Below are 24,654 nucleotides of genomic sequence, written 5' to 3' on the forward strand. Positions count from 1 at the left end.
GCGCGACAGTTCCGTGTCGGGGCGCTGCGGGCCCTTGTCGTGTTGTGCTCGTTCCGCGGCGATTTCGTTCCGGCGAACCGCCGGGACTATGTCGCATGAACGAGCGGCTGGGTGCCATATGTTCGGATATAGCCCCCACCTCGCCTTGCGGTGAGTTGACGCTTCGTCCAACGCCATGCGTCGGCAACGTGGCGGAAGATCCGATTCCGCTACCCGCTGGTCACCATCGGGCCCGGCCACTATGGTGCGGCGGGTGACCACGATGACCGTGCCCTCCCCCGACTTCGTGACACTGCGCGGGCGCCGGTTCGCCCTGACCGACTTCGGCGGACCGGGCGAACCGGTGCTGGCCCTGCACGGCCACTTCGGCCGGGGCAGGATGTACGCGCCCCTGGCCGCCGCCCTCGCCCCCGAACGGCGGGTGATCGCCCTCGATCAGCGGGGGCACGGGCTGACCGGTGGCGGTGGCCCCTTCACCCTGGACGAGTATGTGGCCGACGCCGCCGCGCTGCTGCGGGAGCTGCGGCTGGGCCCGGTCCCGGTCGTCGCCCACTCCACCGGTGCGGTCGGCGGATACGCCCTGGCCGCCCGCCATCCGGATCTGGTGAGCGCGCTCGTGGTGGAGGACATCGGCGCGGTGACGGACCGTCCGGTGGTCAGCCATCCGGTGCTCGATGTCTCCGGATGGCCGACCTGGGCCGTGGACCGGGAGAAGCTGCGCGCCGCCATCGAGTCCCGGGGCATCGCGGACGCCTCGTACTTCCTCGACAGCGCCGAGCCGGACCCCCAAACGGGCGGCTGGCGGCTGCTGTTCGAGCCCAGCCACATGATGGCGTCCCAGCAGGCCATGTGCGGTGACTTCTGGGACGACTGGCTGGGCTCGTCCTGTCCCGCGCTGCTGATGCGCGGCGAGCACAGCTCGCTGCTGCCGCCGGGCCACGCCCATGAGATGGCCACCCGCCGCCCCAACACCAGGCTCCGCGAATTCGCCGGATGCGGTCACTGGATACACGACGACGCGCCCCGGCCGTACGCCCGCGCGGTCCGTACGTTCCTGGGCGCGCTGTAGCGGGTGTCCGGCGGGGCTTGGCGCCCGCGGCGGGCCGCGCGACGGCGCCGCAGACGTCGACGGCGTCTCGGGCCCTTCCAGCGGAGCGCTTGGCCGGGCGCGCGGGTCCCGGCCAGGAAGCGTCAGGCCCAGGGCAGCTCCGAGCGGTGGTGCCAGTAGGTCTGCGGGGTCTCGGCCAGCCGCTCCAGCCGGGCCAGCCGCGGCTCGTCCAGGCGGAGATCCGCGGCGGCCAGGTTGGACCGCAGCTGGGCCGTCGTGGCGGCGCCGGAGAGGACAACGGTCACCCAGGGGCGGTGCAGGACCGCGGCCAGCGCGACGGCGTCCGGGGTGGCGCCCAGCTCCTCGGCCACCTGGCGCAGGGCTTCCGGAAGCTCCTCGGCCGCCTCGGTGAGCCGGCCGTTGGCCACGGCTTCCTTCACGATGACCGCCAGGCCCGCCGCATGGGCCTCGGCCAGCGCCGCCCCGGCCGAGGGCTCCAGCAGGTTGTAGGTGGACTGGACGGTACGGAACAGCGGTCGGCCGTCGACCTCCACGGCCAGCGCGGCGCGGATCGCGTCGGCCTGGTGCGGCCCGCTGGTGGAGATGCCGACCGTCACGCCCTCCGCGGCGAGCGCCGCCAGCCGCGTATGCAGATCGCGGTCGGTGAGGGCGGGGCTGTCGGGGGTCACCGAGTGGATCTGGTAGAGGTCCAGCCGGTCGCCGAGCAGTGCGTCGGTCAGCGCGCGCTGACGCTCGAAGGTCGCGACGCCATGGTCCTTGACCTCATGCGTCTCGGCGTCCGTACGCCAGTCGGCGACATACGTATAGCCCCACTTGGAGCCGACCACCACGTCCCGCGCGGCGTCCGGGCGGTCGCGCAGCCAGCCGGCGAGGAACTCCTCGGCCCGGCCGTAGGAGCGCGCCGCGTCCAGATAGCGCACCCCGGCGGCGTACGCGGCGTCCAGCAGCTCTTGGCTGCGCCGCCGCATCAGCCCGACCGGGCGCTCGGCCGGGAGGTCCCGGTCCCGGCCGAGGTTGATATAGGCGGGGCGGCCGACCGCGGCCAGGCCGAGGCCGATCCGGGCCGCCCCCGACCCGGGGGTCGCGATCTCCGTGAGCCGTTCGACACCCATGCTCCGTGTCCCCACCTCTCCCTTTCGGTCTGTCGCCGTGAGCCTCGGTCTGTCGCCGAGCTCCGCTCTGTGGCCGTGAGCTTCGATCTGCGGCTATCGGCTTCGGTCCGCCGCTATCGGCTTCGCTCGCTCGCCGTCAGCGCTTGGCGCCCGCCCACTCGTACTGCGCGGCCAGGTCCTCCTTGACCTCCACGAGCTGGGCCCGCACCGCCACCGGGGCGGTGCCGCCGCGGCCGCCGCGCGCGGCCAGCGCGCCCGGCACGTTGAGGACGCCGCGCACCTCGGGCGTCAGATGCGGCGAGATCTTGGCGAACTGCTCATCGGTGAGCTGATCGAGCTCGATGCCCGTCCGCTCGCACTCCTTGACGCATTCCCCCGCGACCTCGTGCGCCACCCGGAACGGCACCCCCTGCCGCACCAGCCATTCGGCGATGTCGGTGGCCAGCGAGAACCCGGCCGGGGCCAGCTCCTCCATGCGCTCGCGGTTGACGGTCAGCGTGGCCATCATCCCGGTGAAGGCCGGGAGCAGCACCTCCAGCTGATCGCAGGAGTCGAAGACCGGCTCCTTGTCCTCCTGGAGGTCCCGGTTGTACGCGAGCGGCAGGGCCTTGAGGGTGGCCAGCAGCCCGGTGAGGTTGCCGATCAGCCGGCCGGACTTGCCGCGCGCGAGCTCCGCGATGTCCGGGTTCTTCTTCTGCGGCATGATCGAAGAGCCGGTGGAGAAGGCGTCGTGAAGGGTCACGAAGGAGAACTCCTTCGTGTTCCAGATGATGATCTCCTCCGCGACGCGCGACAGATCGACGCCGATCATCGCGGTGATGAACGCGAACTCGGCGACGAAGTCACGGGAGGCGGTGCCGTCGAGCGAGTTGGCGGACGAGCCCCGCTCGAAGCCGAGGTCGGCCGCGACCGCCCGCGGGTCGAGTCCCAGCGAGGACCCGGCCAGCGCGCCCGAGCCGTACGGCGAGACGGCGGTGCGCTCGTCCCACTGCCGCAGCCGCTCCGCGTCCCGCGACAGCGCCTGGACATGGGCGAGGACATGGTGCGCGAAGAGCACCGGCTGGGCGTGCTGGAGGTGCGTACGGCCGGGCATGGCCACGTCGGGGTGCGCCTCGGCGAGCCCCACCAGGGCCTGCTGGAGGTCGGCGATCAGCCCGCCGATGATCCGGGCGTGGTCGCGCAGATACATCCGGAAGAGGGTGGCGATCTGGTCGTTGCGGGACCGTCCGGCCCGCAGCTTGCCGCCGAGGTCAGGGCCCAGCCGCTCCAGCAGACCGCGCTCCAGGGCGGTGTGGACGTCCTCGTCGGCGATGGTGCCGGTGAAGTCACCGGAGGCGACATCGGCCTCCAGCCGGTCCAGGCCCGCCAGCATCCGCTCCAGCTCATCGGCGGTGAGCAGCCCCGCCGTGTGCAGCGCCCGGGCGTGGGCGCGGGATCCGGCGATGTCGTACGGCGCCAGGCGCCAGTCGAAGTGCACGGAGGCGCTGAGCTTCTCCAGTGCCTCGGACGGGCCGTCGGCGAAGCGGCCGCCCCAGAGCCGGACGTCACCGCTGTTGCCGTTGCTCACGCTGTTGCTCCTCATGCTGCTGTGGGTGTGCGACCGCCTCCCCGCCGCGGGGCGGGGAGGCGGCTTCGATGCGTCGCGTACGTCGGGTACGCGGGCTTGACGCTGCTAGGCAGGCTACTGCCGCAGATCCCGCTTCGCGGCGATCTTGCTCGACATCCCGAAGATCTCGATGAAGCCCTTGGACAGCGACTGGTCGAAGGTGTCGCCGGTGTCGTAGGTCGCCAGGTTGAAGTCGTAGAGCGACGCCTGGGACTTCCGTCCGGTGACGACGGCCCGGCCGCCGTGCAGGGTCATCCGGATCTCACCGGACACCTGCTCGTTCGCCTCGGCGATGAAGCCGTCCAGGGCGCGCTTGAGCGGCGAGAACCACAGACCGTCGTAGACCAGCTCGCCCCAGCGCTGCTCGACCTGCCGCTTGTAGCGGGCCAGCTCGCGCTCGACGGTGACGGCCTCCAGCTCCTGGTGGGCGGTGATCAGCGCGATGGCGCCGGGCGCCTCGTAGACCTCCCGCGACTTGATCCCCACCAGCCGGTCCTCGACCATGTCGATCCGGCCGACGCCCTGGGCGCCCGCCCGCTCGTTGAGCCGCTGGACGGCCTGGAGCACGGTGACCGGCTCGCCGTCGATCGCGACCGGGACGCCCTTGTCGAAGGTGATGATCACCTCGTCGGCCTCGCGCGGGGTGGCCGGGTCCGCGGTGTACTCGTAGACGTCCTCGATCGGCGCGTTCCAGATGTCCTCCAGGAAGCCGGTCTCCACGGCCCGCCCGAAGACGTTCTGGTCGATCGAGTACGGGGACTTCCTGGTGGTCGCGATCGGCAGGCCCTTGGCCTCGCAGAAGGCGATCGCCCGGTCCCGGGTCATGGCGTAGTCCCGGACCGGCGCGATGCAGGTCAGATCGGGTGCGAGGGAGGAGATTCCGGCCTCGAACCGCACCTGGTCGTTCCCCTTGCCGGTGCAGCCGTGGGCGACGGTCCCGGCGCCGTGCTTGCGGGCGGCGGCCACCAGGTGCTTGACGATGGTCGGCCGGGACAGCGCGGAGACCAGCGGGTAGCGGTCCATGTACAGCGCGTTGGCCTTGATCGCCGGAAGGCAGTACTCCTCGGCGAACTCGTCCTTGGCGTCCGCGACCTCCGCCTCGACCGCCCCGCAGGCGAGCGCGCGCTTGCGGATGACGTCCAGGTCCTCGCCGCCCTGGCCGACGTCCACGGCGACGGCGATGACCTCGGCACCCGTCTCCTCGGCGATCCAGCCGATGGCGACGGACGTGTCCAGTCCGCCGGAGTAGGCGAGTACGACGCGCTCGGTCACGGGTGCCTCCTTACGATCCATACGCTTCTCTGCATGAGTATGCATTGCTCTGCATGATTCGTCAAAGCGAGGCGGGCGCCTTCACCACGCGTTGGCACTCTCCCCATTCGGCCACCGGGTGAGAGACCATGGCTGCGGCGGGGAGCGCAGTTGCGGACCGAGGGGGAGTCGGGGCCCGTGCAGAAGAAGCAGATGATCGTGCTCGGCGTGATCGTGGCCGGAGTTCTGTGGATCAACAACCATGGTGACGGCAACACCCGCGACGGCAAGTCGCCGAATCCGCGTCAGTCGGACCGGTACCCCGTCCACTTCCAGAAGGACGACGGTAAGGGCAGCAAGAGCGGGAAGGGCGACAAGAAGCAGCCCGAACCGCGCTCGACGGTGTCCTATCCGATCAAGTTCCACCATCGGTGACATATAGATCGCGGTGTGGCCGCGCGTCCTCCGTACGAGACGACTCCCGCCCGCCCGGGGCCGTTCATGGCGGCGTGGGACCGCGTTCGGAACCGGAACGCACGCTGACCGCCATGAATCAGCTGAACACTGCCTCCAGCCGGCGCCGATTCCTCGCCGCGGCGGTCGGCCTCGGCGCCACCGCCGCCGCCGGGATGTCCGGGGTGGCGGCCGCCGCCCCGGGGCCGCGGTCCCTGCGCGTGGCCACGTTCAACATCCACCATGGCGCGAGCCCCGCCGACGTACTGGACCTGGAGCGGGTCGCCCGGGTGATCGAGTCCATGCGGGTGGACGCCGTCGGCTTGCAGGAGGTCGACCGGTACTGGAAGCGCAGCGGCTTCGTCGACCAGCCCGCCTGGCTGGGCGAGCGGCTGGGCATGCATCACGCCTTCGGCGCCAACCTCGACTTGGACCCGGAGGAGCCCGGCCGGCCGCGCCGCCAGTACGGCACCGCGGTGCTCTCCCGGTGGCCGATCCGGTCGTGGAGCAACACCCACCTGCCGCTCGTCCCCGGCCATGAGCAGCGCGGACTGCTCCGGGCCACGCTGGGCGTGCGCGGCACGTGCGCCGACTTCGCGGTGACGCATCTCCAGCACAACGACGGCCAGGAGCGCGAGCGGCAGTCCGCCCGGATCGTGGAACTCCTCGGGTCCGCCCCCGAACGCACCATCCTGGTCGGTGATCTGAACGCCACGGCCGAGACCCCGGAGATCCGGATCCTGACCGGGGCGCTCGACGATGTGTGGCCGCTGGTCGGCACCGGCGACGGCTTCACCTACGACTCCGTCAACCCGCACGCCCGTATCGACTTCCTGCTCCCCTCCCGGGACGTCCGCCCGCTCACCGCCCAGGTGTTCACGGCGGACCCGGAGGCGTCCGACCATCTGCCGGTGGTGAGCGAACTGCTGCTGCCCACCGGCCGCCACCGGCGCTGACGTACCACCCGCGAAGGGCGGGCCGAAACCCGAACCCGTGAATCCCGGCGGCCTTTGAGTCATCGTCCTCTTCCAGCCGTATTCCCCTGTGCCGGAGCCCAAGGGAAGGGGACAGGCAGTGACGACGCTACTGAACAGCCGGGCCGGGCGGCGGCAGGCCATGCGCCGCATCCAGCCTCGCCGTTCGCCCGCCGTGCCGTTGATCCTGCTCAGCCTGGCAGGTGCGGCGGCGGTGCTGTCGCTGTGGTGGCACAACACCCCGAACGTCGAGGGCACCGCGGAGTGGCTCACCCACGCCGGGCGGCTCAGCGGGCTGCTCGGCGGCTATGTGCTCGCCCTCGTCGTGCTCCAGATGGCGCGCGTCCCGGCGCTGGAGCGGCGGGTGGGGTCGGACCGGGTGGCCCGGTGGCACGCGATGAGCGGGCGGTACGCGCTGTGCCTGATCGTGGCGCATGTCGGGCTGATCATCGCGGGCTACGCGGAGCAGGCGGGCACCGGTCTCGTCGACCAGTCGGTGACCGTGGTCATGGACTACCCGGACATGATCAAGGCGACGGTCGGCACCGCGATGCTGGTGGTGATCGGGCTGATCTCGGCGGGGGCGGCACGCCGCCGGATGCCGTACGAGGTGTGGTACTACCTGCATCTGTTCACCTATCTGGCGGTCTTCCTGACCTTCTGGCACCAGCTGGCGACCGGCGCGGAGTTCGTCGGGAACAAGACCGCGGAGACCGCCTGGTACGCGCTGTACGGCACGGTCACCGCGCTGGTGGTGTGGTACCGGCTGCTGGTGCCGCTGCGGCTCAACCTGCGGCACCGGATGCGGGTGGCGGCCGTCGTCCCGGAGGCGCCCGGGGTGGTGTCGGTGCTGATCAAGGGGCGCAGGCTGCACCGGATCGGCGCACAGGCCGGGCAGTTCTTCCGATGGCGGTTCCTGGCCCCGGGCATGCGCTGGGGCTCCCATCCCTATTCGCTCTCCGCGCCGCCCCGGCCGGAGCTGCTGCGGATCACGGTGAAGGCGGTGGGCGGCCACAGCACCGGGCTGGCCTCGCTGAAGCCGGGGACGCGGGTGTGGGCGGAAGGGCCGTACGGGGCGATGACCGCGGCGCGGCGCAGCCGCGGGAAGGTGCTGATGATCGCGGGCGGGGCCGGGATCACCCCGATCCGGGCGCTGTTCGAGACGCTGCCCGGCAAGGGCGGCGACCTCACCCTGCTGTACCGGGCCCGCAGCGTCGAGGACCTGGCGCTGTGGGACGAGCTGAAGCAGATCGCGACCGAACGCGGGGCCCGGCTGCTGTACGCGGTGAACGGCCCGGACGGCGCCCGCCCGGAGATCACCCCGGAGCGGCTGAGCCATCTGCTCCCCGATATCGAGGAACACGACGTCTATCTGTGCGGCCCACCGGGCCTGGCCGAGCACGCCTACGGGGCGTTGCGCGAGGCGGGCGTCCCGGATCGCCGGATCCACCACGAATCCTTCGAGCTGTGACCGAGACGTACCCGCCAGGACCGACACGTCCCAGCCGTGACCCGGCTGTTCGAGCTGTGACCGAGGTGAAGCCATGAAGAGGAAGCATCCGTTGCGCCGCATCGTCGTGGGAACGGCCGCCACCGTCTCCGGTGTGGTGCTGCTGCTCGCGCTGAAGCAGCCCGGTTCGGGGGGCGGTCAGACCGTCGCCCAGAACCAGCCGGGGCAGGCGCCCCCGGTCGCGGCCACGGCACCGCCGGGCGGGGGCGGCGCGGGGGCCGGGGCGGGTGCGGGCGACGCCCGTACGGTCACCGGGGACGTAGCGCAGACGCAGTACGGCCCGGTCCAGGTGAGCCTCACCGTCAGCGGCGGGAAGATCACCGCCGCGCAGGCGGTCAAGACGCCGAACTCCGGACCGCAGAGCGAGCAGATCGCCAAGGACGCCGTTCCGAAGCTCAACCAGCAGGCGGTGACCGCGGCGAAGGTGGACACGGTCTCCGGTGCCACCTACACCAGCGAGGGCTACGCCAAGTCCTTGCAGAGCGCGCTCGACAAGGCGGGTGCCCGATGACGTACGAGAGCTGCGAACCCGAGCCGCTGCGCCATGTCGAGCACGTCATGGGCACGGTCTTCTCCTTCGACGTCCGCGAGGTCGCCGCCGCCGACCGGCCCCGGGTACAGGCCGCGCTGGACGGGGCCGTGGTGGGGCTGCACCGGGTGGACGAACTGTTCTCCACCTACCGCCGGGACAGCCAGATCAGCCGGCTGGGCCGCGGTGAACTGACCCTCGCGCAGTGCGATCCGGAGGTCCGGGACGTACTGCGGATGTGCGAGGACGCCGAGCACCGCAGCGGCGGCTGGTTCACCGCACGCTACGCCGGTGCCCGCCTCGACCCGACGGGCCTGGTCAAGGGCTGGGCCGTGGAGCGCGCCGCCCGGATGCTGGTCTCGTCGGGCGCCGGGTCGGTGTGTGTGAACGGCGGCGGCGACGTCCAGGTGCACGGCGGCCCCTGGCGGGTGGGGATCGCCGATCCGCTGCGCCGGGGCGAACTGGCGGCGGTCGTGGAGGCGCTCGGCGAACTGGCCGTGGCCACCTCGGGCCCGGCCGAACGGGGCTGCCACATCCTGGACCCGCACACCGGGCGTCCCCCGGCGGAGGGCCTGGCCTCGGTCACCGTGATCGCCGCCGGGCTGGCCGACGCGGACGCCTGGGCCACCGCGGCCTGCGCCATGGGCGCCGAACGCGCCCGCCCCTGGCTGGGCCGGCTCCCCGACGCCGAGGCGTTCGTCATCACCGCCGACGGCTCCACCTGGCACACCAGCGGCTTCGCCCGCTATGCGGCGGGCCTGTGCGTATGACCGCGGCGTCCGGCGTCCCGGGGCCGGGTTCCTACGGCTTGTGCGCGGTGGTGAGGAAGTCCAGGACGAGGGGACTGGCCTGGGCGCGGCACTCCTCGAAGTAGGCGTGCCGGCCATGGGGGACCAGATGCAGTCGGGCGCCGGGGATGCGGTCGGCGAGCAGGGGTGCGTTGGCGGTGGGGTTGAGCAGGTCGTCGCTTCCGTGGATGACCAGGGTGGGGGCGCCGATGTCCGGCAGGAGGTCCCAGGCGTTGTGCCGGCTGCTGGCCGCGAGGTGGTGGCGCCGGGCGTGGGCGGGCATGCGAGGGTCGCCGAGGGTGTGGTGCGGGCCGGGGTGGGAGGCGAGCCATCGAGGGGTGTACATCAGCTCCAGCAGGGCCTGTCGCGCGGCTCCGGGCTGAGGTCGCGTCAGGGCTCGGCGGACGTCGTCGCCGCGTTCGACGGCGTGCGGACCGCCGGGTGAGGTGCAGCCGAGAACCAGGGCGCTCACCCGGCGCGGGTGGCGGGCCGCGATGTGCTGGGCCACTCGTCCGCCCATGGACGTGCCGTAGACATCGGCCCGGTCGATGCCGAGTTCGTCGAGGACGGCGATGACGTCCTGGGCGAACAGTCCGGTGCTGTAGGGGGTGTCGGGCTTGTCGCTGTCGCCGGTGCCGCGGTAGTCGAGCGTGAGGGTGGCGCGAGCGGGATGGAAGTCGCCGCGAACCGCGTCCCACCAGTGGTGGTTGTTGGCCTGGCCCGCCAGCAGGACCAGCGGCGCCCCCTGGCCCCGGAGCTGGTAGGCGATACGGGTTCCGTCCGGTGCGATGGCGTACGTCATCGGCGCACCGCGTACGCGGTGGGGCTGGCCGGCAGGACGGCGGACAGCCCGGCCGCGGCGGCCGTGGACCACAGCAGGAAGCCGCTGGCATTGCCCGCGAGCGTGCCTCGGAGCGTACGTTGGCCGCCTTCCAGAACCTGCCGGATCATCAGGGCTTGACTCGCGCCTGGCAGCATCGCCAGCAGCAAGGTGGTGGCGATGAAAACGGGCACATGCGTGGGCATGGGAAAGAACCCCTTCCGGGGATCGCGGCCGATGGGTCTGCCACCAGGCTTCCTGTCCCGCGCCCCTAAGAGAAGTTAAAAGAGAAGGGTGCAGCATTAGGATCGGTGAATGGTGGTGGATCCGGCACAGCTGCGGCTTCTCGCGTTGATCGAGCGGCACGGCTCCCTGACGGCGGCGGCTCACGCACTCCGGCTCACGCCCGCGGCGGTCACCCAGCAGGTGGCCAAGGCCGAGCGCGACTGGCAGGTGCCCCTGGTCATCCGCGGTCCTCGCGGAGCGACGCTCACCGCGACCGGTGCGCTGCTCGCCTCCCACGGCCGAACCGTGGAGGAGGCATCGGACAGGGCCGAGGCGGAACTGGCCGCACTGCTCGGCCGCCTCTCGCTCCGGCTGCGGATCGGGACGTTCCAGGCGGCTGCCCTGCACCTGCTGCCACCGGCCCTGACGGCTCTGCGACACCGCCATCCGGACGCCGACGTCTCCGTCATCGACGTGGTGTCCGGACGCGGAGCGGACGAGATCAGCGCGGGGCGCCTGGACGTGGCCATCGTCGCGTCCTGGGGCACACCGCTCACGCCGCCCCCACACGTACGGGCTCACTCACTCCTGTTGGACCCGATGGTCGTGGTTCTGCCCGATGACCATCCACTGGCCACCGGGCAGCCCGCGGACACCGAACTCCACCTGGAACAACTGCGCGCGGAATCGTGGGTTTCCATCCTGGCCGGCCATGCCGCCCGCGAACAGTTCCACGACGCCGCCCGCGAGGCCGGCTTCACCCCCACCGTGCGGTTCGAGACCGAGTCCTACGACGTCGCCCAGGCCCTCGTCGGCACCGGCATCGCGGTGGCCCTGGTCTCACGCCTGGCCCTGACCCATGCGCCTGGCACCACCCATCGCGAACTGGCCCGCCCCAGGCCCTACCGCCAGCTCTACGCCGTGACCAAGGCCGACGCCAGCCTCACACCACTCGCCGACATGCTCATCGGCCTCCTGCGTGATGTCGCCCGCGACATCACCGCCACCTGGGAGGCTCCCCCGCGAGAAGAACAAGGCTCGTCGAACTCACCGCACGGAGCCTGAAAGGCCCCGGGCCTTGGCGGCCGTACACCCACGGAGGCATCGCCCCGGCGACCGCCCGCGGGGATAATGCGGCACATGGGAAAGGTGTACGAACGCATCGACGGCAGACTCCGCACCTTCATCGAAGAGCAGAAGATGTTCTTCACCGCCACCGCCCCGCTGGCCGGGGACGGCACGGTGAATCTCTCCCCGAAGGGGCTGGCCGGCTCCTTCGCCGTGATCGACGAACTGACCGTGGCCTACCTGGACTTCGCGGGGAGCAACGCGGAGACCATCGCCCATCTGCGGGAGAACGGCAGGATCACCCTGATGTGGTGCGCCTTCACCGGCCCGCCGAACATCGTGCGGGTGCACGGCCGGGGCGAGCCGGTGTTCCGCGACGATCCGCGCTTCGCCACGCTGCTGGCCCACTTCCCGGACATCGATGTCGACGACCACGGGCTACGGGCGATCATCGTGGTGGCGGCCGAGCTGATCCGGGACACCTGCGGCTACGCGGTCCCGTATCTGGACTACCGCGAGGACCGCCCGCTGCACGCCTCCCGCTTCCGGCGGGAGGACGACGAGTCGCTGGACCGCTACTTCCACAAGAAGGAGCACATCGCCAGCAGCATCGACGGGCTGCCGGGGCTTCCACTTCCGCTGCCGCCCCTGAGTTCCCGTTCCACATAGTGGGTGTAGTGACCACATAACGAGACGGTGTTGCGGAAAGGGCCTTCGGAAGCGTTCCATCGCGCGGTGCGATCCGAATCGAAGAGCTCAGCGGCCGACTCCTCGACGACGGCGGGGCAGCCGCCCCCGTCGTCGCCGGAGGCCGCTTCCGCGGACCGGGCGGCCCGGCGGGCCGTCACCGTCTTCCCCCTCCTGGTCCTCGCCGCGGGCGCGGCGGGCCTCGGCACCCCCGGCACCTTCAGCGGCTGGGCGCCGAATGTGCCCTATCTGCTCGGCGTGATCATGTTCTGCATGGGGCTCACCATGACCCCGCGGGACTTCTCCAGTGTGGTCAAGCGGCCGTGGGCGGTGGCGCTCGGGCTGGTCGCGCACTATGTGATCATGCCGGGGCTGGGATGGCTGATCGCCAACGCCCTCGGGCTCTCACCGCAGTTGGCGGCCGGAGTGATCCTGGTCGGCTGTGCGCCGAGCGGCACGGCCTCGAATGTGGTGACGTATCTGGCGCGCGGCGATGTGGCGCTCTCGGTGTCGGTCGCCACCGTCTCCACGGTGCTCGCGCCGCTGGTCACCCCGCCGCTGACGCTGCTGCTTGCCGGGGAGTTCCTGCCGGTGGACGCGGGGTCGATGGTCACCGACATCCTCAAGACCGTCCTGCTGCCGGTGGTCGGCGGGCTGGTGGTCCGGCTGGTGGCCGGGCGGTTCATCCACCGGCTGCTGGGGCTGCTGCCCTGGCTGTCGGCCGTCACCATCGGCGTGATCGTCGCGGTCGTGGTGGCCGCCAGCGCGGACGCCATCAAGTCGGCGGCGGCGCTGGTGCTGCTCGCCGTGGTGCTCCACAACGGGCTCGGCCTGGCGCTGGGATACGGGGCCGGAAAGGTGGCCCGGCTGGGCGCGCCCGCCAGCCGCGCCATGGCCTTCGAGGTCGGCATGCAGAACTCCGGACTCGCCGCCTCCCTGGCCGCCGCCCACTTCAGCCCGCTGGCCGCGCTCCCGGCCGCCGTGTTCTCCGTCTGGCACAACGTCTCGGGAGCGCTGGTGGCGGCCTGGATGTCGTACCGAGCCCGGAGCCGGAGCGCCGGGTAAAGGCTTCGAGTCGGCCCCTAAGGGGCGCGAGGCCGTGTCGATCCGCGGCTCCGCCGCGGGGGCGCGACCAGCCACGACGGCGCCGCGGACGACCGACACCACGGCGCGGCGAATCCAGCGGAGCGCCTAGCGCTCCTTCTGGGCCAGCCGCAGCAGATGGTCCGCGAGCGGCTGGCCCCCCTCCGGCTCGCGGCTGATCAACAGGAGCGTGTCGTCGCCCGCGATGGTGCCGAGGATGTCGTGCAGCTCCGCCGAGTCGATGGCCGAGGCGAGGAACTGGGCGGCGCCCGGCGGAGTGCGCAGCACCACGAGGTTGGCCGAAGCCTCCGCCGAGATCAGCAGCTCACCCGCCAGCCGGGCCATCCGCGCCTCGCTCGCCGACTCGCCGAGCGGGGCGCGCGGCGTGCGGTCGCCGCCCTCGCTCGGCACCGCGTAGATCAGCTCACCGCCGGTGTTGCGGATCTTCACCGCGCCCAGTTCGTCCAGGTCCCGGGAGAGCGTCGCCTGGGTGACGGTGAGCCCGTCGTCGGCGAGCAGCTTGGCGAGCTGGCTCTGGGAGCGGACCGCCTGCCGGTTCAGGATGTCCACGATCCGGCGGTGGCGTGCGGTGCGGGTCTGCGGCACGGCCGGTCCGCCGTGGTTGGCGTCCTGCGCGTCGGAGGTGTGCTGCGCCTCGGTCATCGGTGTCGTCAGTCTCCGGCTCGTCGTTCCCCGTCACCCTCGTATGCGGCGTCCAGCACGGCGGGCAGCTCCCGGAGGAAGGTCTCCACCTCCTCGTCGGTGATGACGAGCGGCGGGGCGAGCCGGACCACATCCGGCGCGACCGCGTTCACCAGGAGTCCCGCGTCCTGAGCCGCCTTCTGCACCTGCGGCGCGAGGGACTCTGTGAGCACGATACCGAGCAGCAGCCCGGCGCCGCGGACCCGGGCGACCGCTGCGTGGTCGAGCGATTCGATTCCGTTACGCAGCCGCTCCCCCGCCCGCTTGACCCGGTCCAGGATGCCGTCGGCGGCGAGCGTGTCCAGGACGGCGAGAGCGGCGGCGCAGGCGACGGGGTTTCCGCCGAAGGTGGAACCGTGCTGACCGGGGGTCAGCAGCTCGGCGGCGGGTCCGAAGGCGATGGTGGCGCCGATGGGCAGCCCGGCGCCGAGCCCCTTGGCGAGGGTGACGACATCGGGCTCGACGCCCTGCGCCTGGTGCTCGAACCAGTGGCCGGTCCGCCCGATCCCGGTCTGGATCTCGTCGAGCACCAGCAGGGTGCCGGTGGCCCGGGTGATCTCCCGCGCCGCCGCCAGATAGCCGGCCGGCGGCACGACCACGCCGTTCTCGCCCTGGATGGGCTCCACGATCACGAAGGCGGTGTCGGTGGTGACGGCCGCGCGCAGCGCCGCCACGTCCCCGTACGGCACATGGGTCACATCGCCGGGCAGCGGACGGAAGGGCTCCTGCTTGCCGGGCTGGCCGGTCAGCGCCAGCGCGCCCATGGTGCGGCCGTGGAAGCCGCCGGTGGTGGCCACCATATGGGTGCGCCCGGTGCGCCGCCCGATCTTGAAGGCGGCCTCGACCGCCTCCGCGCCGGAGTTGGAGAAGTACACGCGCCCGGAGCGGCCGAAGAGCTGGAGCAGCCGCTCGGCCAGCGCCACCGGGGGCTCGGCGACGAAGAGGTTGGAGACATGGCCGAGCGTGGCGACCTGGTGGGAGACGGCCCGTACGACGGCGGGGTGGGCATGGCCGAGGGAGTTCACCGCGATACCGCCGACGAAGTCGAGGTACTCCTTGCCGTCCGCGTCCCAGACCTTGGTGCCCTCGCCGTGGGTGAGCGGGATGCGGGGGGTGCCGTAGTTGTCCATGAGCGCCCCCTCCCAGCGCCGCTTCAGCTCCGCGTTGCTCACTGGTCCTCCCCCTTGTCGCCCTGGTTGCCCTTGTCGTCGATCACGGTCCCGTCCGGCAGGACCATCGTGCCGATGCCCTCGTCGGTGAAGATCTCCAGCAGGATGGAGTGCGGTACGCGTCCGTCGAGGACACGGGCGGTGGTGACCCCGTGGCGCACGGCGTACAGACAGCCCTCCATCTTCGGCACCATGCCGCTGGCCAGATCCGGCAGCAGCTTCTCCAGCTGGCTCGCGGTGAGCTTGCTGATCACCTCGTCGCTGCTGGGCCAGTCGGCGTAGAGGCCCTCGACATCGGTGAGCACCATCAGCGTCTCGGCGCCCAGCGCGACGGCGAGGGCGGCAGCGGCCGTGTCGGCGTTGACGTTGTAGACATGGCCATCATCGGCGCTGCGGGCGATGGAGGAGACGACCGGGATACGGCCGTCGTCCAGCAGGGCCCGGACCGCGCCGGTGTCGAGGTCGGTGATCCGGCCGACCCGGCCGATGTCCACCCGCTCGCCGTCGATCTCGGCGAAGTGCTTGGTGGCGGACATCAGATGGGCGTCCTCGCCGGTCATGCCGACGGCCAGCGGGCCGTGCCGGTTGAGCAGCCCGACCAGTTCGCGCTGGACCTGTCCGGCCAGCACCATCCGTACGACGTCCATGGCCTCGTCGGTGGTGACCCGCAGCCCGGCCTTGAACTCGCTCACCAGACCGTGCCGGTCCATCTGTGCGCTGATCTGGGGGCCGCCGCCGTGGACCACGACCGGGCGCAGACCCGCATGGCGCAGGAAGACGACGTCCTGGGCGAAGGCGGCCTTCAGCTCGTCGTCGACCATGGCGTTGCCGCCGAATTTGATCACCACGGTCTTGCCGTGGTGCCGGGTCAGCCAGGGCAGCGCCTCGATGAGGATGTGGGCCTTGGGCAGGGCGGTGTGTTTACGGGCGGTCGGTTGGCTCATGACGAGTAGGCGCTGTTCTCGTGGACGTAGTCGGCCGTCAGGTCGTTGGCCCAGATGACCGCCGACTCGCTGCCCGCGGCCAGGTCGGCGGTGATCCGGACCTCGCGGTAGCGCATGTCGACCAGTTCGCGGTCCTCGCCCACCGAGCCGTTCTTGCACACCCAGACGTCGTTGATCGCGACGTTGAGCTGGTCCGGTTCGAAGGCGGCGGAGGTGGTGCCGATCGCGGAGAGCACCCGGCCCCAGTTGGGGTCCTCGCCGTGGACGGCGCACTTGAGGAGGTTGTTACGGGCGATGGAGCGGCCCACCTCCACCGCGTCGTCCTCGGTGGCCGCGCCCACGACCTCGATCCGGATGTCCTTGGAGGCGCCCTCGGCGTCCCCGATCAGCTGACGGGCGAGATCGGCGCAGACCTCGCGGACCGCCTCGGCGAACTCCGCCTCGTCGGGCGCGACACCGGAGGCGCCGGAGGCCATCAGCAGCACCATGTCGTTGGTGGACATGCAGCCGTCGGAGTCGATCCGGTCGAAGGTGGTGCGGGTGGCGGCGCGCAGCGCGGTGTCGAGTCCGGGGCCGTCCACATCGGCGTCGGTGGTGAGGACGACAAGCATGGTGGCCAGGCCCGGGGCCAGCATCCCGGCGCCCTTGGCCATACCGCCGACGGTCCAGCCGGCGGGGCTCTGCGCGACGGCCGTCTTGTGGACGGTGTCGGTGGTCTTGATGGCGATCGCGGCCTTCTCGCCTCCGTGCGGGGAGAGCGCCTCGGCGGCCTTGCCGACCCCGGACAGCACCGCGTCCATGGGCAGCCGGAGGCCGATGAGCCCGGTGGAGGCGATGGCGATCTCGCCCGCGCTGTGGCCGAGGACCTCCGCGGTCTTCTCGGCGGTGGCGTGGGCGTCCTGGAAGCCCAGCGGGCCGGTGCAGGCGTTGGCGCCACCGGAGTTGAGGACGACGGCCGAGACCTGACCCCCCTTGAGGACCTGCTCGGACCACAGGACGGGGGCGGCCTTGACGCGGTTGGAGGTGAAGACGGCCGCGGCGGCGAGGCTCGGGCCGGTGTTCACGACGAGTGCGAGGTCGGGGTTGCCGTTCTCCTTGATCCCTGCCGCGACGCCGGAGGCCGTGAAGCCCTGGGCTGCCGTAACGCTCATGGAGCGACTCCGATCGTGGAAAGTCCCAGCTCCTCGGGGAGGCCGAGGGCGATGTTCATGCTCTGCACCGCGCCGCCGGCGGTGCCCTTGGTGAGGTTGTCGATGGCGCTGATCACGATGGCGCGGCCGGCCGCCTCGTCATGGGCGACCTGGAGCAGCGCGGCGTTGGATCCGTGGACGGCGGCGGTGGAGGGCCACTGGCCCTCGGGGAGGAGGGTGACGAACGGCTCGTCCCGCAGCGCCTTGTCGTACACGGCCCGCAGGCTCTCCCCGGTCACCCCGGGCCTGGTCTTGGCGCTGCATGTGGCGAGGATGCCGCGGGGCATCGGGGCGAGGGTCGGGGTGAAGGAGACCGAGATCCGCTCCCCCGCGGCGGCGGACAGGTTCTGGATCATCTCGGGGGTGTGGCGGTGGCCGCCGCCGACGCCGTACGGGCTCATGGAACCCATGACCTCGCTGCCCAGCAGATGCGGTTTGGGCGCCTTGCCCGCGCCCGAGGTCCCGGAGGCGGCGACGATCACCGCCTCGGGCTCCAGCAGCCCGGCCGCGTACGCCGGGAAGAGGGCGAGAGAGACGGCGGTGGGGTAGCAGCCGGGAACCGCCACGCGCCTGGTCCCTTCCAGCGCGGCGCGGGCCCCGGGGAGTTCGGGGAGGCCGTAGGGCCAGGTGCCGGCGTGCGGCGAACCGTAGAACCTCTCCCAGTCCGCCGCGTCCGTCAGCCGGAAGTCGGCGCCGCAGTCGATGACCAGGACCTGGTCGCCGAGCTGCTCGGCCACGGCGGCGGACTGCCCGTGCGGCAGCGCCAGGAAGACCACGTCATGCCCGGCCAGGGCCTCCGCGGTGGTGGGCTCCAGCACTCGTCCGGCGAGCGGGAGCAGATGGGGCTGTAGTCCGGCGAGTGGCTGCCCGGCGTTGGAGTTGCCGGTCAGGGTGCCGATCTCGACCTCGGGGTGGGCGAGCAGCAGCCGCAGCAGCTCCCCGCCCGCGTATCCGCTCGCTCCTGCCACCGCAGCACGTATGGCCATCGCCGTCGTTTCCTCCCTCGGATGATGGCATGACTATACGGTCGCTTGTAGCTTTATGCAATAAGGTCCATGCGATAACGGGCCAAAGGAAACGCCCCGGCCGGGCGGTGCCGGCCGGGGCGCCGTGGTGCGCGCACCAGGGGTGTCAGCCGAGGGTGGCGAGGGCCTGGTTGAAGGTCGCGGACGGGCGCATGACGGCCGTGGCCTTGGCCGGGTCGGGCTGGTAGTAGCCGCCGATGTCGGCCGGGGAGCCCTGGACGGCGAGCAGCTCGCCGACGATCGTCTGCTCATTGGCGGCGAGCGTCTCGGCGAGCGGGGCGAACGCCTTGGCCAGGGCCGCGTCCTCGGTCTGCCTGGCCAGCTCCTGGGCCCAGTACAGGGCCAGGTAGAAGTGGCTGCCGCGGTTGTCGATACCGCCGACGCGACGGCTGGGCGACTTGTTCTCGGCGAGGAAGGTGCCGGTCGCCCGGTCGAGGGTGTCGGCGAGGACCTGGGCCCGCGCGTTGCCGGTCTTCTGCGCGAGGTGCTCGAAGCTGACCGCGAGGGCCAGGAACTCGCCCAGGCTGTCCCAGCGCAGGTAGTTCTCCTTGACCAGCTGCTGGACGTGCTTGGGGGCCGAGCCGCCCGCGCCGGTCTCGAACAGCCCGCCGCCGTTGATCAGCGGGACCACCGAGAGCATCTTGGCGCTGGTGCCCAGCTCCAGGATCGGGAAGAGGTCGGTCAGGTAGTCACGCAGCACGTTGCCGGTGACCGAGATCGTGTTCTCGCCGCGGCGGATCCGCTCGAGGGAGAGCTTGGTCGCCTCGACCGGCCCGAGGATCCTGATGTCCAGGCCCTCGGTGTCGTGCTCGGGCAGGTACGTCTTGACCTTCTCGATGAGGTTGGCGTCGTGCGCACGGTTCTCGTCCAGCCAGAAGACGGCCGGGTCGCCGGTGGCGCGGGCGCGGGTGACGGCCAGCTTGACCCAGTCCTGGATCGGCACGTCCTTGGTCTGGCACATCCGGAAGATGTCACCGGCGCCGACGACCTGCTCGATGACCGCGTTGCCCGCCTCGTCGAGGACGCGGACGGTGCCCGTGGCGGGGATCTCGAAGGTCTTGTCGTGGCTGCCGTACTCCTCGGCCTTCTGCGCCATCAGGCCGACGTTGGGCACCGAGCCCATCGTGGCCGGGTCGAAGGCGCCGTGGGCGCGGCAGTCGTCGATGACGGCCTGGTAGACCCCGGCGTAGCTGCTGTCCGGGATCACCGCGAGGGTGTCGTGCTCCTCGCCGTCCGGGCCCCACATATGGCCGGAGGTGCGGATCATGGCCGGCATGGAGGCGTCCACGATGACGTCGGACGGCACGTGCAGGTTGGTGATGCCGCGGTCGGAGTCGACCATGGCCAGCTCCGGGCCCTCGGCGAGCTCGGCCTCGAAGGACGCCTTGATCGCGGCGCCCTCGGGCAGGGACTCCAGGCCCTTGAGGATGCCGCCCAGACCGTCGTTCGGGGTCAGACCGGCGGCGGCGAGGGTCTCGCCGTGCTCGGCGAAGGTCCTGGGGAAGAAGGCCCGTACGGCGTGGCCGAAGATGATCGGGTCGGAGACCTTCATCATCGTGGCCTTCAGGTGCAGCGAGTACAGCACGCCCTCCGCCTTGGCGCGGGCCACCTGCGCGGAGAGGAACTCGCGCAGCGCCGCGACGCGCATCACGGAGGCGTCCACGACCTCGCCCGCCAGCACCGGAACCGACTCGCGCAGCACGGTGGTGGAGCCGTCGTCGCCCGCCAGCTCGATACGGAGCGAACCGGCCTCCGGGATCACGGCGGACTTCTCGGTGGAGCAGAAGTCGTCGGCGTCCATGTGGACGACATTGGTCTTGGAATCGGCCGACCAGGCGCCCATGCGGTGCGGGTTCGCCTTGGCGTAGTTCTTCACCGCGGCGGCGGCGCGGCGGTCGGAGTTGCCCTCGCGCAGCACGGGGTTCACGGCGGAGCCCTTGACCTTGTCGTAACGGGCGCGGATGTCCCGCTCCTCGTCGGTCTTCGGGTCGTCCGGGTAGTCCGGCAGCGCGTAGCCCTGCTGCTGGAGCTCGGCGATCGCGGCCTTCAGCTGCGGCATCGAGGCCGAGACGTTCGGCAGCTTGATGATGTTGGCCTCGGGGGTCTTGGCAAGGTCACCGAGCTCGGCGAGGGCGTCGGGGATGCGCCGGCCCTCTTCGAGGCGCTCCGGGAACTGGGCGATGATCCGCCCCGCCAGAGAGATGTCCCGGCTCTCCACGGTGACCCCGGCCGTCGAGGCATACGCCTCGATCACCGGCAGGAACGAGTACGTCGCGAGGGCAGGGGCCTCGTCCGTGTGCGTATAGATGATGGTCGAGTCAGTCACCGGGTGCTCCGCTCCACGTCTGCAACATTGCTCGACATCAAGATATCTGGTGCCGTGCCCTTTCCCGAAAGGACCCTGGGCAGAAGGACGCGTCCTGGTCACGGCCCGCGCCCGGTGGGATCGTCCCGTCCATGCCGACGAATCTGCGGGGCGCGCGGGTGGTGCTGCGCCCCACCGAACCCTCCGATGTCCCCGCCCTGGCCGCGATCCGCGCCGAGCCCGAGGTGTACGCGCGCTGGCGGGGCGGCGAGGACCTGGTGGCGGCGGTGCGCGAGGACCTCGCCGAGCCCGGCACCGAGCCGCTGACCATCGAGTACGAGGGCACGGTGGTCGGCATGATCCAGTGGTCGGCCGAGACCGATCCGGACTACCGGCACGCGAGCATCGACATCTATCTGGACCCGGCGGTGCACGGGCGGGGGCTGGGCACCGACGCCGTCCGCACGCTGGCCCGCCATCTGATCAGCGACCACGGCCACCACCGGATCGTGATCGACCCGGCCGCGGACAACGCCGCCGCGATCCGCGCGTACGCCAAAGTCGGCTTCCGGCCCGTGGGCGTCATGCGGTCCTATGAGCGCGGCCCGGACGGTACGTGGCACGACGGCCTGCTGATGGATCTGCTGGCCGGTGAGATCACGGACGCACCACGGGCACCGTGAGCCCGGTGCGCCGAGCCCCTCCCAGCCGTGCCGTCACACACCGTCCACGCGCAGCCGCCACTCGCCCGGCCGGCCGGTGAGGGTGACCGTGGAGAGTGGCCGGATGTCGACGTTCCAGTAGCAGTGCGGCGGCGCCTTGATCGCGTACATCAGGGCGGCGCGGACCACCCCGGGGTCCGCTATCGCGACCATCTTGGCGTGGTCCTCGGCCGGGCGGGTGTCCAGCCAGCCGCCGATCCGCCTGATGAACGCGTGCAGCGACTCCCCGCCGTGCGGCGCTGAGCGCGGATCGCCGAGCCAGGCGTCCACCGCCGTGGGTTCACGCGCCATCACATCGGTGAGGGAGCGGCCCGCCCAGCGACCCATGTCGCAGTCGCGCAGGGCGAGTTGGACGAGTGGGGTGAAGCCGAGCGCATCGCCGGTCTCCCTGCTGCGCGTCGACGGTGAGCAGTAGCGCAGCTCCGCCGCGGCGAGCGGCAGAAGTCCGGGGGCCGCGCGTTCGGCGGCGAGCCGACCCTCCGGATCCAGCGGCCGGTCGTCGCCGAAGCGCTCCCCCAGCCGGGCCGAACTGCGGCCGGCGGCGACCAGAGTCAGCCGAAACGTCATCCCGGCATCGTACGGTCACGATCGCGGTCAGATGACCCGCTACCGGCGGTAGACCGGACGATCCGGTGTGCGCCGGATCACCCGGGCGGCTCGAAGCGGCCGTCTCGTGAACACCGCGCGCATCGTGGGTGGCGGCCAGGGGGCGCCCCGAAGGGGCGCGGGGCTGTGCCGATGTGCGGCTCCGCCCCTTCCCGAAACCGGGGCTTCGCCGCGTGGCGGAGCCGCATATCGTCAGCTGTCGGGAAGGGGCGGGGCGGGGAGCGGCCCGCCGCAGGCGACAAGCCCCGTCGGGCACCCCAGACAGGCCCTAACCCCCCGCCAACACCTCGTCGCACGCGATACGCAGCCGCCGCACCCCCTCGGCCAGCTCGCCGGTGCCCGCCACCGACGCGAAGCTCAACCGCACATGCGGCGCGGGCGGTTCGGCGGAGAAGTACGGGCGGCCGGGGGCGACGGCGACCCCGGCGCGCAGCGCGGCGGAGGCGAAGGCCGCCTCGTCGGCGCCCTGGGGCAGCCGTAGCCACAAGTGGTAGCCGCCGGGCGGGACATGGCGCAGCTCCAGCGCGGGCAGCTCACGCCGTACGGCGGTGGCGAGCGCCTCGCGGCGGGTGTGCAGTTCGGCGGCGACATGGCGCAAGTGGCGGGACCAGGAGGGCGCGCCGACGAGTTCCAGGGCGGTCTCCTGGAGCGGGCGGGGCACGAAGAAGCTGTCGACGACCTGGATCGCGCGCAGCCGCTCCAGCACCGGGCCGCGGGCGGCGAGCGCGCCCACCCGCAGACTGGGCGAGGTGGCCTTGGTGAGCGAGCAGACGTGGACCACCACCCCGTCGGGGTCGTCGGCGGCGAGGGTGGCGGGCAGCCGGCCCGCGTCCTCGTGGACCAGCCGCCGCGCGAAGTCGTCCTCCACCACGAAGGCGCCCGCCTCACGGGCGATCGTGAGCACCTCGCGGCGCCGCTCGGCGGAGAGCATCGCACCGGTGGGGTTCTGGAACAGCGGCTGGCAGACGAAGACCCGGGCGCCGGACACCCGCAGCGCGTCGGCGAGCAGTTCGGGGCGGACCCCGTCGGCGTCCACCGGGACCGGGACGGGGCGCAGCCCGGAGGCGCGGGCGGCGGCCAGCATCCCGGGGTAGGTGGGGGATTCGACGAGGACGGGCGCGCCGGGTGGCGCGAGCGCGCGCAGCGCGCAGGTGAGCGCGGACTGGCCGCCCGCGGTGACCAGGACGTCGGAGGCGCCGAGGGCTCCGGACGGGCCGCCGACCTCGCGGGCGAACCAGGCGCGCAGCTCGGGCAGGCCCTCCACCGGCGGGCGGCCCCATGCTCCGGGCCGCCGTCCGGCGCGGGCCAGGGCGGCGGCCAGCGCCCGTTCGGGCTGGAGCGAGGAGTGCAGATAGCCGCCGTTGAACTCCAGGATCCCGGGCGGCGGTGCGGCCAGCGTGGCCAGCACACCGGAGGCGTCCACCGAACGCGGCACCGGCTCACCGGCCGTCTCCACGCTCAGCGCGACCTCCTGCCAGGAGGTGTCGCCCGGCCGTGGCGCCCCGGCCGGTGGCCGGTCGGCGCGGAAGGCACCGGCGCCGGGGCGGGTGACCACGAGCCCTTCGGCGACGAGCGCGGCGAGGGCGCGGGAGACGGTCACCGGGCTCACCCGGTGGCGCTCGACCAGGGCACGGCTGGACGGCAGCTTCTCTCCTGGTGAGTAGCGGTTCAGCTCCTTACGCAGCGAACCCGCGAGTTCGGCCACACTGCTACGCTGTTGCATGAAAGCAGAGGATAGCGCTACTGACAGCAGTGCGATAGCGGTGAGCGGTGGCCGCGTCGGAATCCGGGGCGACGGCCCCGCCGGGATTCGGGAAGATGCCCCCGCCGGGATCCGGGACGACGGCCCCAAGGGCGACCGCGACGGCGACCCCGCCCGGCGCCCGGACGGCACCCAGGCACCCCAGGAGCCCCCGGCGCCGTCCGCCCCCCGCATCGGCACCGTGCTCGCCGTGCTCGGCGTGGCCGCCTTCTCCCTCACCTTCCCCGCCACCGCCTGGGCGCTCACCGGCCTCGGCCCCTGGTCGGTGACCACCTGCCGGGTGGTGCTCGCCGCGCTGATCGCGGGCGGAGCGATGGCCGCACTGCGGGTCCCGGTGCCGGACCGCCGCCACTGGCCGGGGCTGCTGGTCGTCGCGGCCGGGGTCGTCGTGGGCTTCCCGCTGCTGACCACGCTCGCCCTCCAGACCTCCACCACTTCGCACGCGGCCGTGGTGGTCGGCCTGCTGCCGCTCACCACCGCCGCCTTCTCCGCCGTACGCACCGGGGTACGGCCCTCGCGGGTGTTCTGGGCGGCGGCGCTGGCCGGGGCCGCGGTGGTGATCGTCTTCGCGGTGCAGCAGAGCGGCGGCGCGCTCACCACCGGCGATCTGTATCTGTTCGGCGCGCTGGTGGCGTGCGCGGCGGGCTACACCGAGGGCGGCCGGCTGGCCGGCCATATGCCGGGCTGGCAGGTGATCGGCTGGGCGCTGGTGGGCTGTCTGCCGCTGTCGTTGCCGGGCGCGGTGTTCGCGCTGCTGGGCGAGGACATCCACCTCGACGGCCGTACGGTGGCCGGGCTGCTGTGGCTGGCGGCCGGTTCGCAGTTCGTGGGCCTGGTGGTCTGGTACCGGGGAATGGCCGCCATCGGGGTGGCCAGGGCCAGTCAGCTCCAACTGGCCCAGCCGCTGCTCACCCTGGTGTGGTCGGTGCTGCTGCTCGGCGAGACGCTGACCCCGGCCGCCCCGATCGCCGCCGTCGCGGTGCTGGTGTGCATCGGGGTGACCCAGCGGGCCCGGGTCCCGGCCGGAGCAAACCGGGACAACCGGCCATAGACT

The 24,654-nt window shown here is 72.1% G+C and carries 24 protein-coding genes; 11 read left to right on the top strand and 13 right to left on the bottom strand.

Annotated features, from left to right (window positions below):
- Nucleotides 1-262 precede the first annotated feature (262 nt).
- Complete coding sequence (locus tag AB0E24_RS28655; protein WP_069869867.1) at nt 263-1,069, top strand: alpha/beta fold hydrolase; 807 nt, start codon at nt 263-265, stop codon at nt 1,067-1,069.
- 122 nt (nt 1,070-1,191) lie between these two features.
- On the opposite strand, the gene AB0E24_RS28660 is transcribed toward AB0E24_RS28655, so the two are convergent.
- From AB0E24_RS28660 to AB0E24_RS28670, 3 genes are all read right to left on the bottom strand, one after another.
- The gene (locus AB0E24_RS28660; protein WP_359381239.1) at nt 1,192-2,181 is read right to left on the bottom strand and encodes an aldo/keto reductase; all 990 of its coding nucleotides are present in this window, start codon (nt 2,179-2,181) and stop codon (nt 1,192-1,194) included.
- 136 nt (nt 2,182-2,317) lie between these two features.
- Complete coding sequence (argH, locus tag AB0E24_RS28665; RefSeq protein WP_359381241.1) at nt 2,318-3,763, bottom strand: argininosuccinate lyase; 1,446 nt, start codon at nt 3,761-3,763, stop codon at nt 2,318-2,320.
- A 99-nt stretch (nt 3,764-3,862) separates the two neighbouring features.
- Nucleotides 3,863-5,059, bottom strand: a complete 1,197-nt coding sequence (locus tag AB0E24_RS28670; protein WP_079259611.1) for an argininosuccinate synthase — start codon at nt 5,057-5,059, stop codon at nt 3,863-3,865.
- Nucleotides 5,060-5,236: 177 nt separating this feature from the next.
- On the opposite strand from AB0E24_RS28670, the gene AB0E24_RS28675 reads away from it, so the two are divergent.
- The 5 genes from AB0E24_RS28675 to AB0E24_RS28695 all read left to right on the top strand — a co-directional run bounded on the left by AB0E24_RS28675 (nt 5,237) and on the right by AB0E24_RS28695 (nt 9,274).
- Entirely contained in the window at nt 5,237-5,473 is a 237-nt protein-coding gene (locus AB0E24_RS28675) for a hypothetical protein (RefSeq protein WP_167504865.1), read from the top strand.
- A 113-nt stretch (nt 5,474-5,586) separates the two neighbouring features.
- Nucleotides 5,587-6,447, top strand: a complete 861-nt coding sequence (locus AB0E24_RS28680) for an endonuclease/exonuclease/phosphatase family protein (RefSeq protein ID WP_359381245.1) — start codon at nt 5,587-5,589, stop codon at nt 6,445-6,447.
- A gap of 160 nt (nt 6,448-6,607) precedes the next feature.
- Nucleotides 6,608-7,936, top strand: coding sequence for a ferredoxin reductase family protein (locus AB0E24_RS28685; RefSeq protein ID WP_383122302.1), 1,329 nt, complete (start codon nt 6,608-6,610; stop codon nt 7,934-7,936).
- 73 nt (nt 7,937-8,009) lie between these two features.
- Complete coding sequence (locus AB0E24_RS28690; RefSeq protein ID WP_069869711.1) at nt 8,010-8,486, top strand: FMN-binding protein; 477 nt, start codon at nt 8,010-8,012, stop codon at nt 8,484-8,486.
- Nucleotides 8,483-9,274 (top strand): FAD:protein FMN transferase, encoded by a 792-nt coding sequence (locus tag AB0E24_RS28695; protein WP_187286906.1) that lies wholly within the window; start codon nt 8,483-8,485, stop codon nt 9,272-9,274. Before AB0E24_RS28690 ends, AB0E24_RS28695 begins: the two co-directional genes overlap by 4 nt.
- A gap of 31 nt (nt 9,275-9,305) precedes the next feature.
- Here the strand turns inward: AB0E24_RS28695 and AB0E24_RS28700 are convergent, their stop codons facing one another.
- Both AB0E24_RS28700 and AB0E24_RS28705 read right to left on the bottom strand, forming a co-directional pair.
- Nucleotides 9,306-10,094 (bottom strand): alpha/beta fold hydrolase, encoded by a 789-nt coding sequence (locus AB0E24_RS28700; RefSeq protein WP_359381250.1) that lies wholly within the window; start codon nt 10,092-10,094, stop codon nt 9,306-9,308.
- Nucleotides 10,091-10,318, bottom strand: a complete 228-nt coding sequence (locus AB0E24_RS28705) for a hypothetical protein (RefSeq protein ID WP_079259607.1) — start codon at nt 10,316-10,318, stop codon at nt 10,091-10,093. Before AB0E24_RS28705 ends, AB0E24_RS28700 begins: the two co-directional genes overlap by 4 nt.
- Nucleotides 10,319-10,427: 109 nt before the next feature.
- Between AB0E24_RS28705 and AB0E24_RS28710 the strand changes: the two genes are divergently transcribed.
- The 3 genes from AB0E24_RS28710 (at nt 10,428) to AB0E24_RS28720 (ending at nt 13,157) form a co-directional block, all read left to right on the top strand.
- Nucleotides 10,428-11,402 (top strand): LysR family transcriptional regulator, encoded by a 975-nt coding sequence (locus AB0E24_RS28710; protein WP_359381254.1) that lies wholly within the window; start codon nt 10,428-10,430, stop codon nt 11,400-11,402.
- A 75-nt stretch (nt 11,403-11,477) separates the two neighbouring features.
- A complete protein-coding gene (locus AB0E24_RS28715) occupies nt 11,478-12,074 on the top strand; it encodes a pyridoxamine 5'-phosphate oxidase family protein (protein ID WP_069869864.1) in 597 nt (198 codons plus the stop codon).
- Between the two features lie 66 nt (nt 12,075-12,140).
- The gene (locus AB0E24_RS28720) at nt 12,141-13,157 is read left to right on the top strand and encodes a bile acid:sodium symporter family protein (protein WP_359381257.1); all 1,017 of its coding nucleotides are present in this window, start codon (nt 12,141-12,143) and stop codon (nt 13,155-13,157) included.
- A 126-nt stretch (nt 13,158-13,283) separates the two neighbouring features.
- Here AB0E24_RS28720 and AB0E24_RS28725 read toward each other — a convergent pair whose 3' ends face one another.
- The 6 genes from AB0E24_RS28725 to AB0E24_RS28750 form a co-directional block, all read right to left on the bottom strand.
- A complete protein-coding gene (locus AB0E24_RS28725; protein ID WP_283883099.1) occupies nt 13,284-13,838 on the bottom strand; it encodes an arginine repressor in 555 nt (184 codons plus the stop codon).
- Between the two features lie 8 nt (nt 13,839-13,846).
- Nucleotides 13,847-15,049: an acetylornithine transaminase gene (locus AB0E24_RS28730; protein ID WP_069869705.1), complete on the bottom strand. Its 1,203-nt coding sequence runs from the start codon at nt 15,047-15,049 to the stop codon at nt 13,847-13,849.
- Entirely contained in the window at nt 15,046-15,990 is a 945-nt protein-coding gene (argB, locus tag AB0E24_RS28735; RefSeq protein ID WP_359381260.1) for an acetylglutamate kinase, read from the bottom strand. Before argB ends, AB0E24_RS28730 begins: the two co-directional genes overlap by 4 nt.
- The gene (gene argJ / locus AB0E24_RS28740; protein ID WP_359381263.1) at nt 15,987-17,141 is read right to left on the bottom strand and encodes a bifunctional glutamate N-acetyltransferase/amino-acid acetyltransferase ArgJ; all 1,155 of its coding nucleotides are present in this window, start codon (nt 17,139-17,141) and stop codon (nt 15,987-15,989) included. The genes argB and argJ overlap by 4 nt, the downstream gene beginning before the upstream one ends.
- The gene (gene argC / locus AB0E24_RS28745; protein WP_359381265.1) at nt 17,138-18,166 is read right to left on the bottom strand and encodes an N-acetyl-gamma-glutamyl-phosphate reductase; all 1,029 of its coding nucleotides are present in this window, start codon (nt 18,164-18,166) and stop codon (nt 17,138-17,140) included. Before argC ends, argJ begins: the two co-directional genes overlap by 4 nt.
- 145 nt (nt 18,167-18,311) lie before the next feature.
- Nucleotides 18,312-20,531: an NADP-dependent isocitrate dehydrogenase gene (locus tag AB0E24_RS28750; protein WP_359381267.1), complete on the bottom strand. Its 2,220-nt coding sequence runs from the start codon at nt 20,529-20,531 to the stop codon at nt 18,312-18,314.
- A gap of 131 nt (nt 20,532-20,662) precedes the next feature.
- On the opposite strand from AB0E24_RS28750, the gene AB0E24_RS28755 reads away from it, so the two are divergent.
- The gene (locus tag AB0E24_RS28755) at nt 20,663-21,193 is read left to right on the top strand and encodes a GNAT family N-acetyltransferase (protein ID WP_093705427.1); all 531 of its coding nucleotides are present in this window, start codon (nt 20,663-20,665) and stop codon (nt 21,191-21,193) included.
- A gap of 33 nt (nt 21,194-21,226) precedes the next feature.
- Here AB0E24_RS28755 and AB0E24_RS28760 read toward each other — a convergent pair whose 3' ends face one another.
- The gene (locus tag AB0E24_RS28760) at nt 21,227-21,799 is read right to left on the bottom strand and encodes a histidine phosphatase family protein (RefSeq protein ID WP_069869699.1); all 573 of its coding nucleotides are present in this window, start codon (nt 21,797-21,799) and stop codon (nt 21,227-21,229) included.
- 307 nt (nt 21,800-22,106) lie between these two features.
- On the bottom strand, nt 22,107-23,561 hold the full coding sequence (locus AB0E24_RS28765) for an aminotransferase-like domain-containing protein (RefSeq protein WP_359381271.1): 1,455 nt from the start codon (nt 23,559-23,561) through the stop codon (nt 22,107-22,109).
- On the opposite strand from AB0E24_RS28765, the gene AB0E24_RS28770 reads away from it, so the two are divergent.
- Nucleotides 23,560-24,651, top strand: a complete 1,092-nt coding sequence (locus tag AB0E24_RS28770) for a DMT family transporter (RefSeq protein ID WP_359381274.1) — start codon at nt 23,560-23,562, stop codon at nt 24,649-24,651. The genes AB0E24_RS28765 and AB0E24_RS28770 overlap by 2 nt on opposite strands.
- Nucleotides 24,652-24,654: the final 3 nt, after the last annotated feature.

This window comes from Streptomyces malaysiensis subsp. malaysiensis (genome assembly GCF_040653035.1).
GTDB lineage: Bacteria > Actinomycetota > Actinomycetes > Streptomycetales > Streptomycetaceae > Streptomyces > Streptomyces malaysiensis.

Excerpts from the sequence above, each read along its gene's own strand:
- AB0E24_RS28655 (WP_069869867.1), top strand. The coding sequence starts at position 263 with ATGACCGTGCCCTCCCCCGACTTCGTGACACTGCGCGGGCGCCGGTTC.
- AB0E24_RS28660 (WP_359381239.1), bottom strand. The coding sequence starts at position 2,181 with ATGGGTGTCGAACGGCTCACGGAGATCGCGACCCCCGGGTCGGGGGCG.
- argH (WP_359381241.1), bottom strand. The coding sequence starts at position 3,763 with ATGAGGAGCAACAGCGTGAGCAACGGCAACAGCGGTGACGTCCGGCTC.
- AB0E24_RS28680 (WP_359381245.1), top strand. The coding sequence starts at position 5,587 with ATGAATCAGCTGAACACTGCCTCCAGCCGGCGCCGATTCCTCGCCGCG.
- AB0E24_RS28685 (WP_383122302.1), top strand. The coding sequence starts at position 6,608 with ATGCGCCGCATCCAGCCTCGCCGTTCGCCCGCCGTGCCGTTGATCCTG.
- AB0E24_RS28690 (WP_069869711.1), top strand. The coding sequence starts at position 8,010 with ATGAAGAGGAAGCATCCGTTGCGCCGCATCGTCGTGGGAACGGCCGCC.
- AB0E24_RS28695 (WP_187286906.1), top strand. The coding sequence starts at position 8,483 with ATGACGTACGAGAGCTGCGAACCCGAGCCGCTGCGCCATGTCGAGCAC.
- AB0E24_RS28700 (WP_359381250.1), bottom strand. The coding sequence starts at position 10,094 with ATGACGTACGCCATCGCACCGGACGGAACCCGTATCGCCTACCAGCTC.
- AB0E24_RS28705 (WP_079259607.1), bottom strand. The coding sequence starts at position 10,318 with ATGCCCACGCATGTGCCCGTTTTCATCGCCACCACCTTGCTGCTGGCG.
- AB0E24_RS28710 (WP_359381254.1), top strand. The coding sequence starts at position 10,428 with ATGGTGGTGGATCCGGCACAGCTGCGGCTTCTCGCGTTGATCGAGCGG.
- AB0E24_RS28715 (WP_069869864.1), top strand. The coding sequence starts at position 11,478 with ATGGGAAAGGTGTACGAACGCATCGACGGCAGACTCCGCACCTTCATC.
- AB0E24_RS28725 (WP_283883099.1), bottom strand. The coding sequence starts at position 13,838 with ATGACCGAGGCGCAGCACACCTCCGACGCGCAGGACGCCAACCACGGC.
- argB (WP_359381260.1), bottom strand. The coding sequence starts at position 15,990 with ATGAGCCAACCGACCGCCCGTAAACACACCGCCCTGCCCAAGGCCCAC.
- argJ (WP_359381263.1), bottom strand. The coding sequence starts at position 17,141 with ATGAGCGTTACGGCAGCCCAGGGCTTCACGGCCTCCGGCGTCGCGGCA.
- argC (WP_359381265.1), bottom strand. The coding sequence starts at position 18,166 with ATGGCCATACGTGCTGCGGTGGCAGGAGCGAGCGGATACGCGGGCGGG.
- AB0E24_RS28755 (WP_093705427.1), top strand. The coding sequence starts at position 20,663 with ATGCCGACGAATCTGCGGGGCGCGCGGGTGGTGCTGCGCCCCACCGAA.
- AB0E24_RS28760 (WP_069869699.1), bottom strand. The coding sequence starts at position 21,799 with ATGACGTTTCGGCTGACTCTGGTCGCCGCCGGCCGCAGTTCGGCCCGG.
- AB0E24_RS28770 (WP_359381274.1), top strand. The coding sequence starts at position 23,560 with ATGAAAGCAGAGGATAGCGCTACTGACAGCAGTGCGATAGCGGTGAGC.
- AB0E24_RS28765 (WP_359381271.1), bottom strand. The coding sequence starts at position 23,561 with ATGCAACAGCGTAGCAGTGTGGCCGAACTCGCGGGTTCGCTGCGTAAG.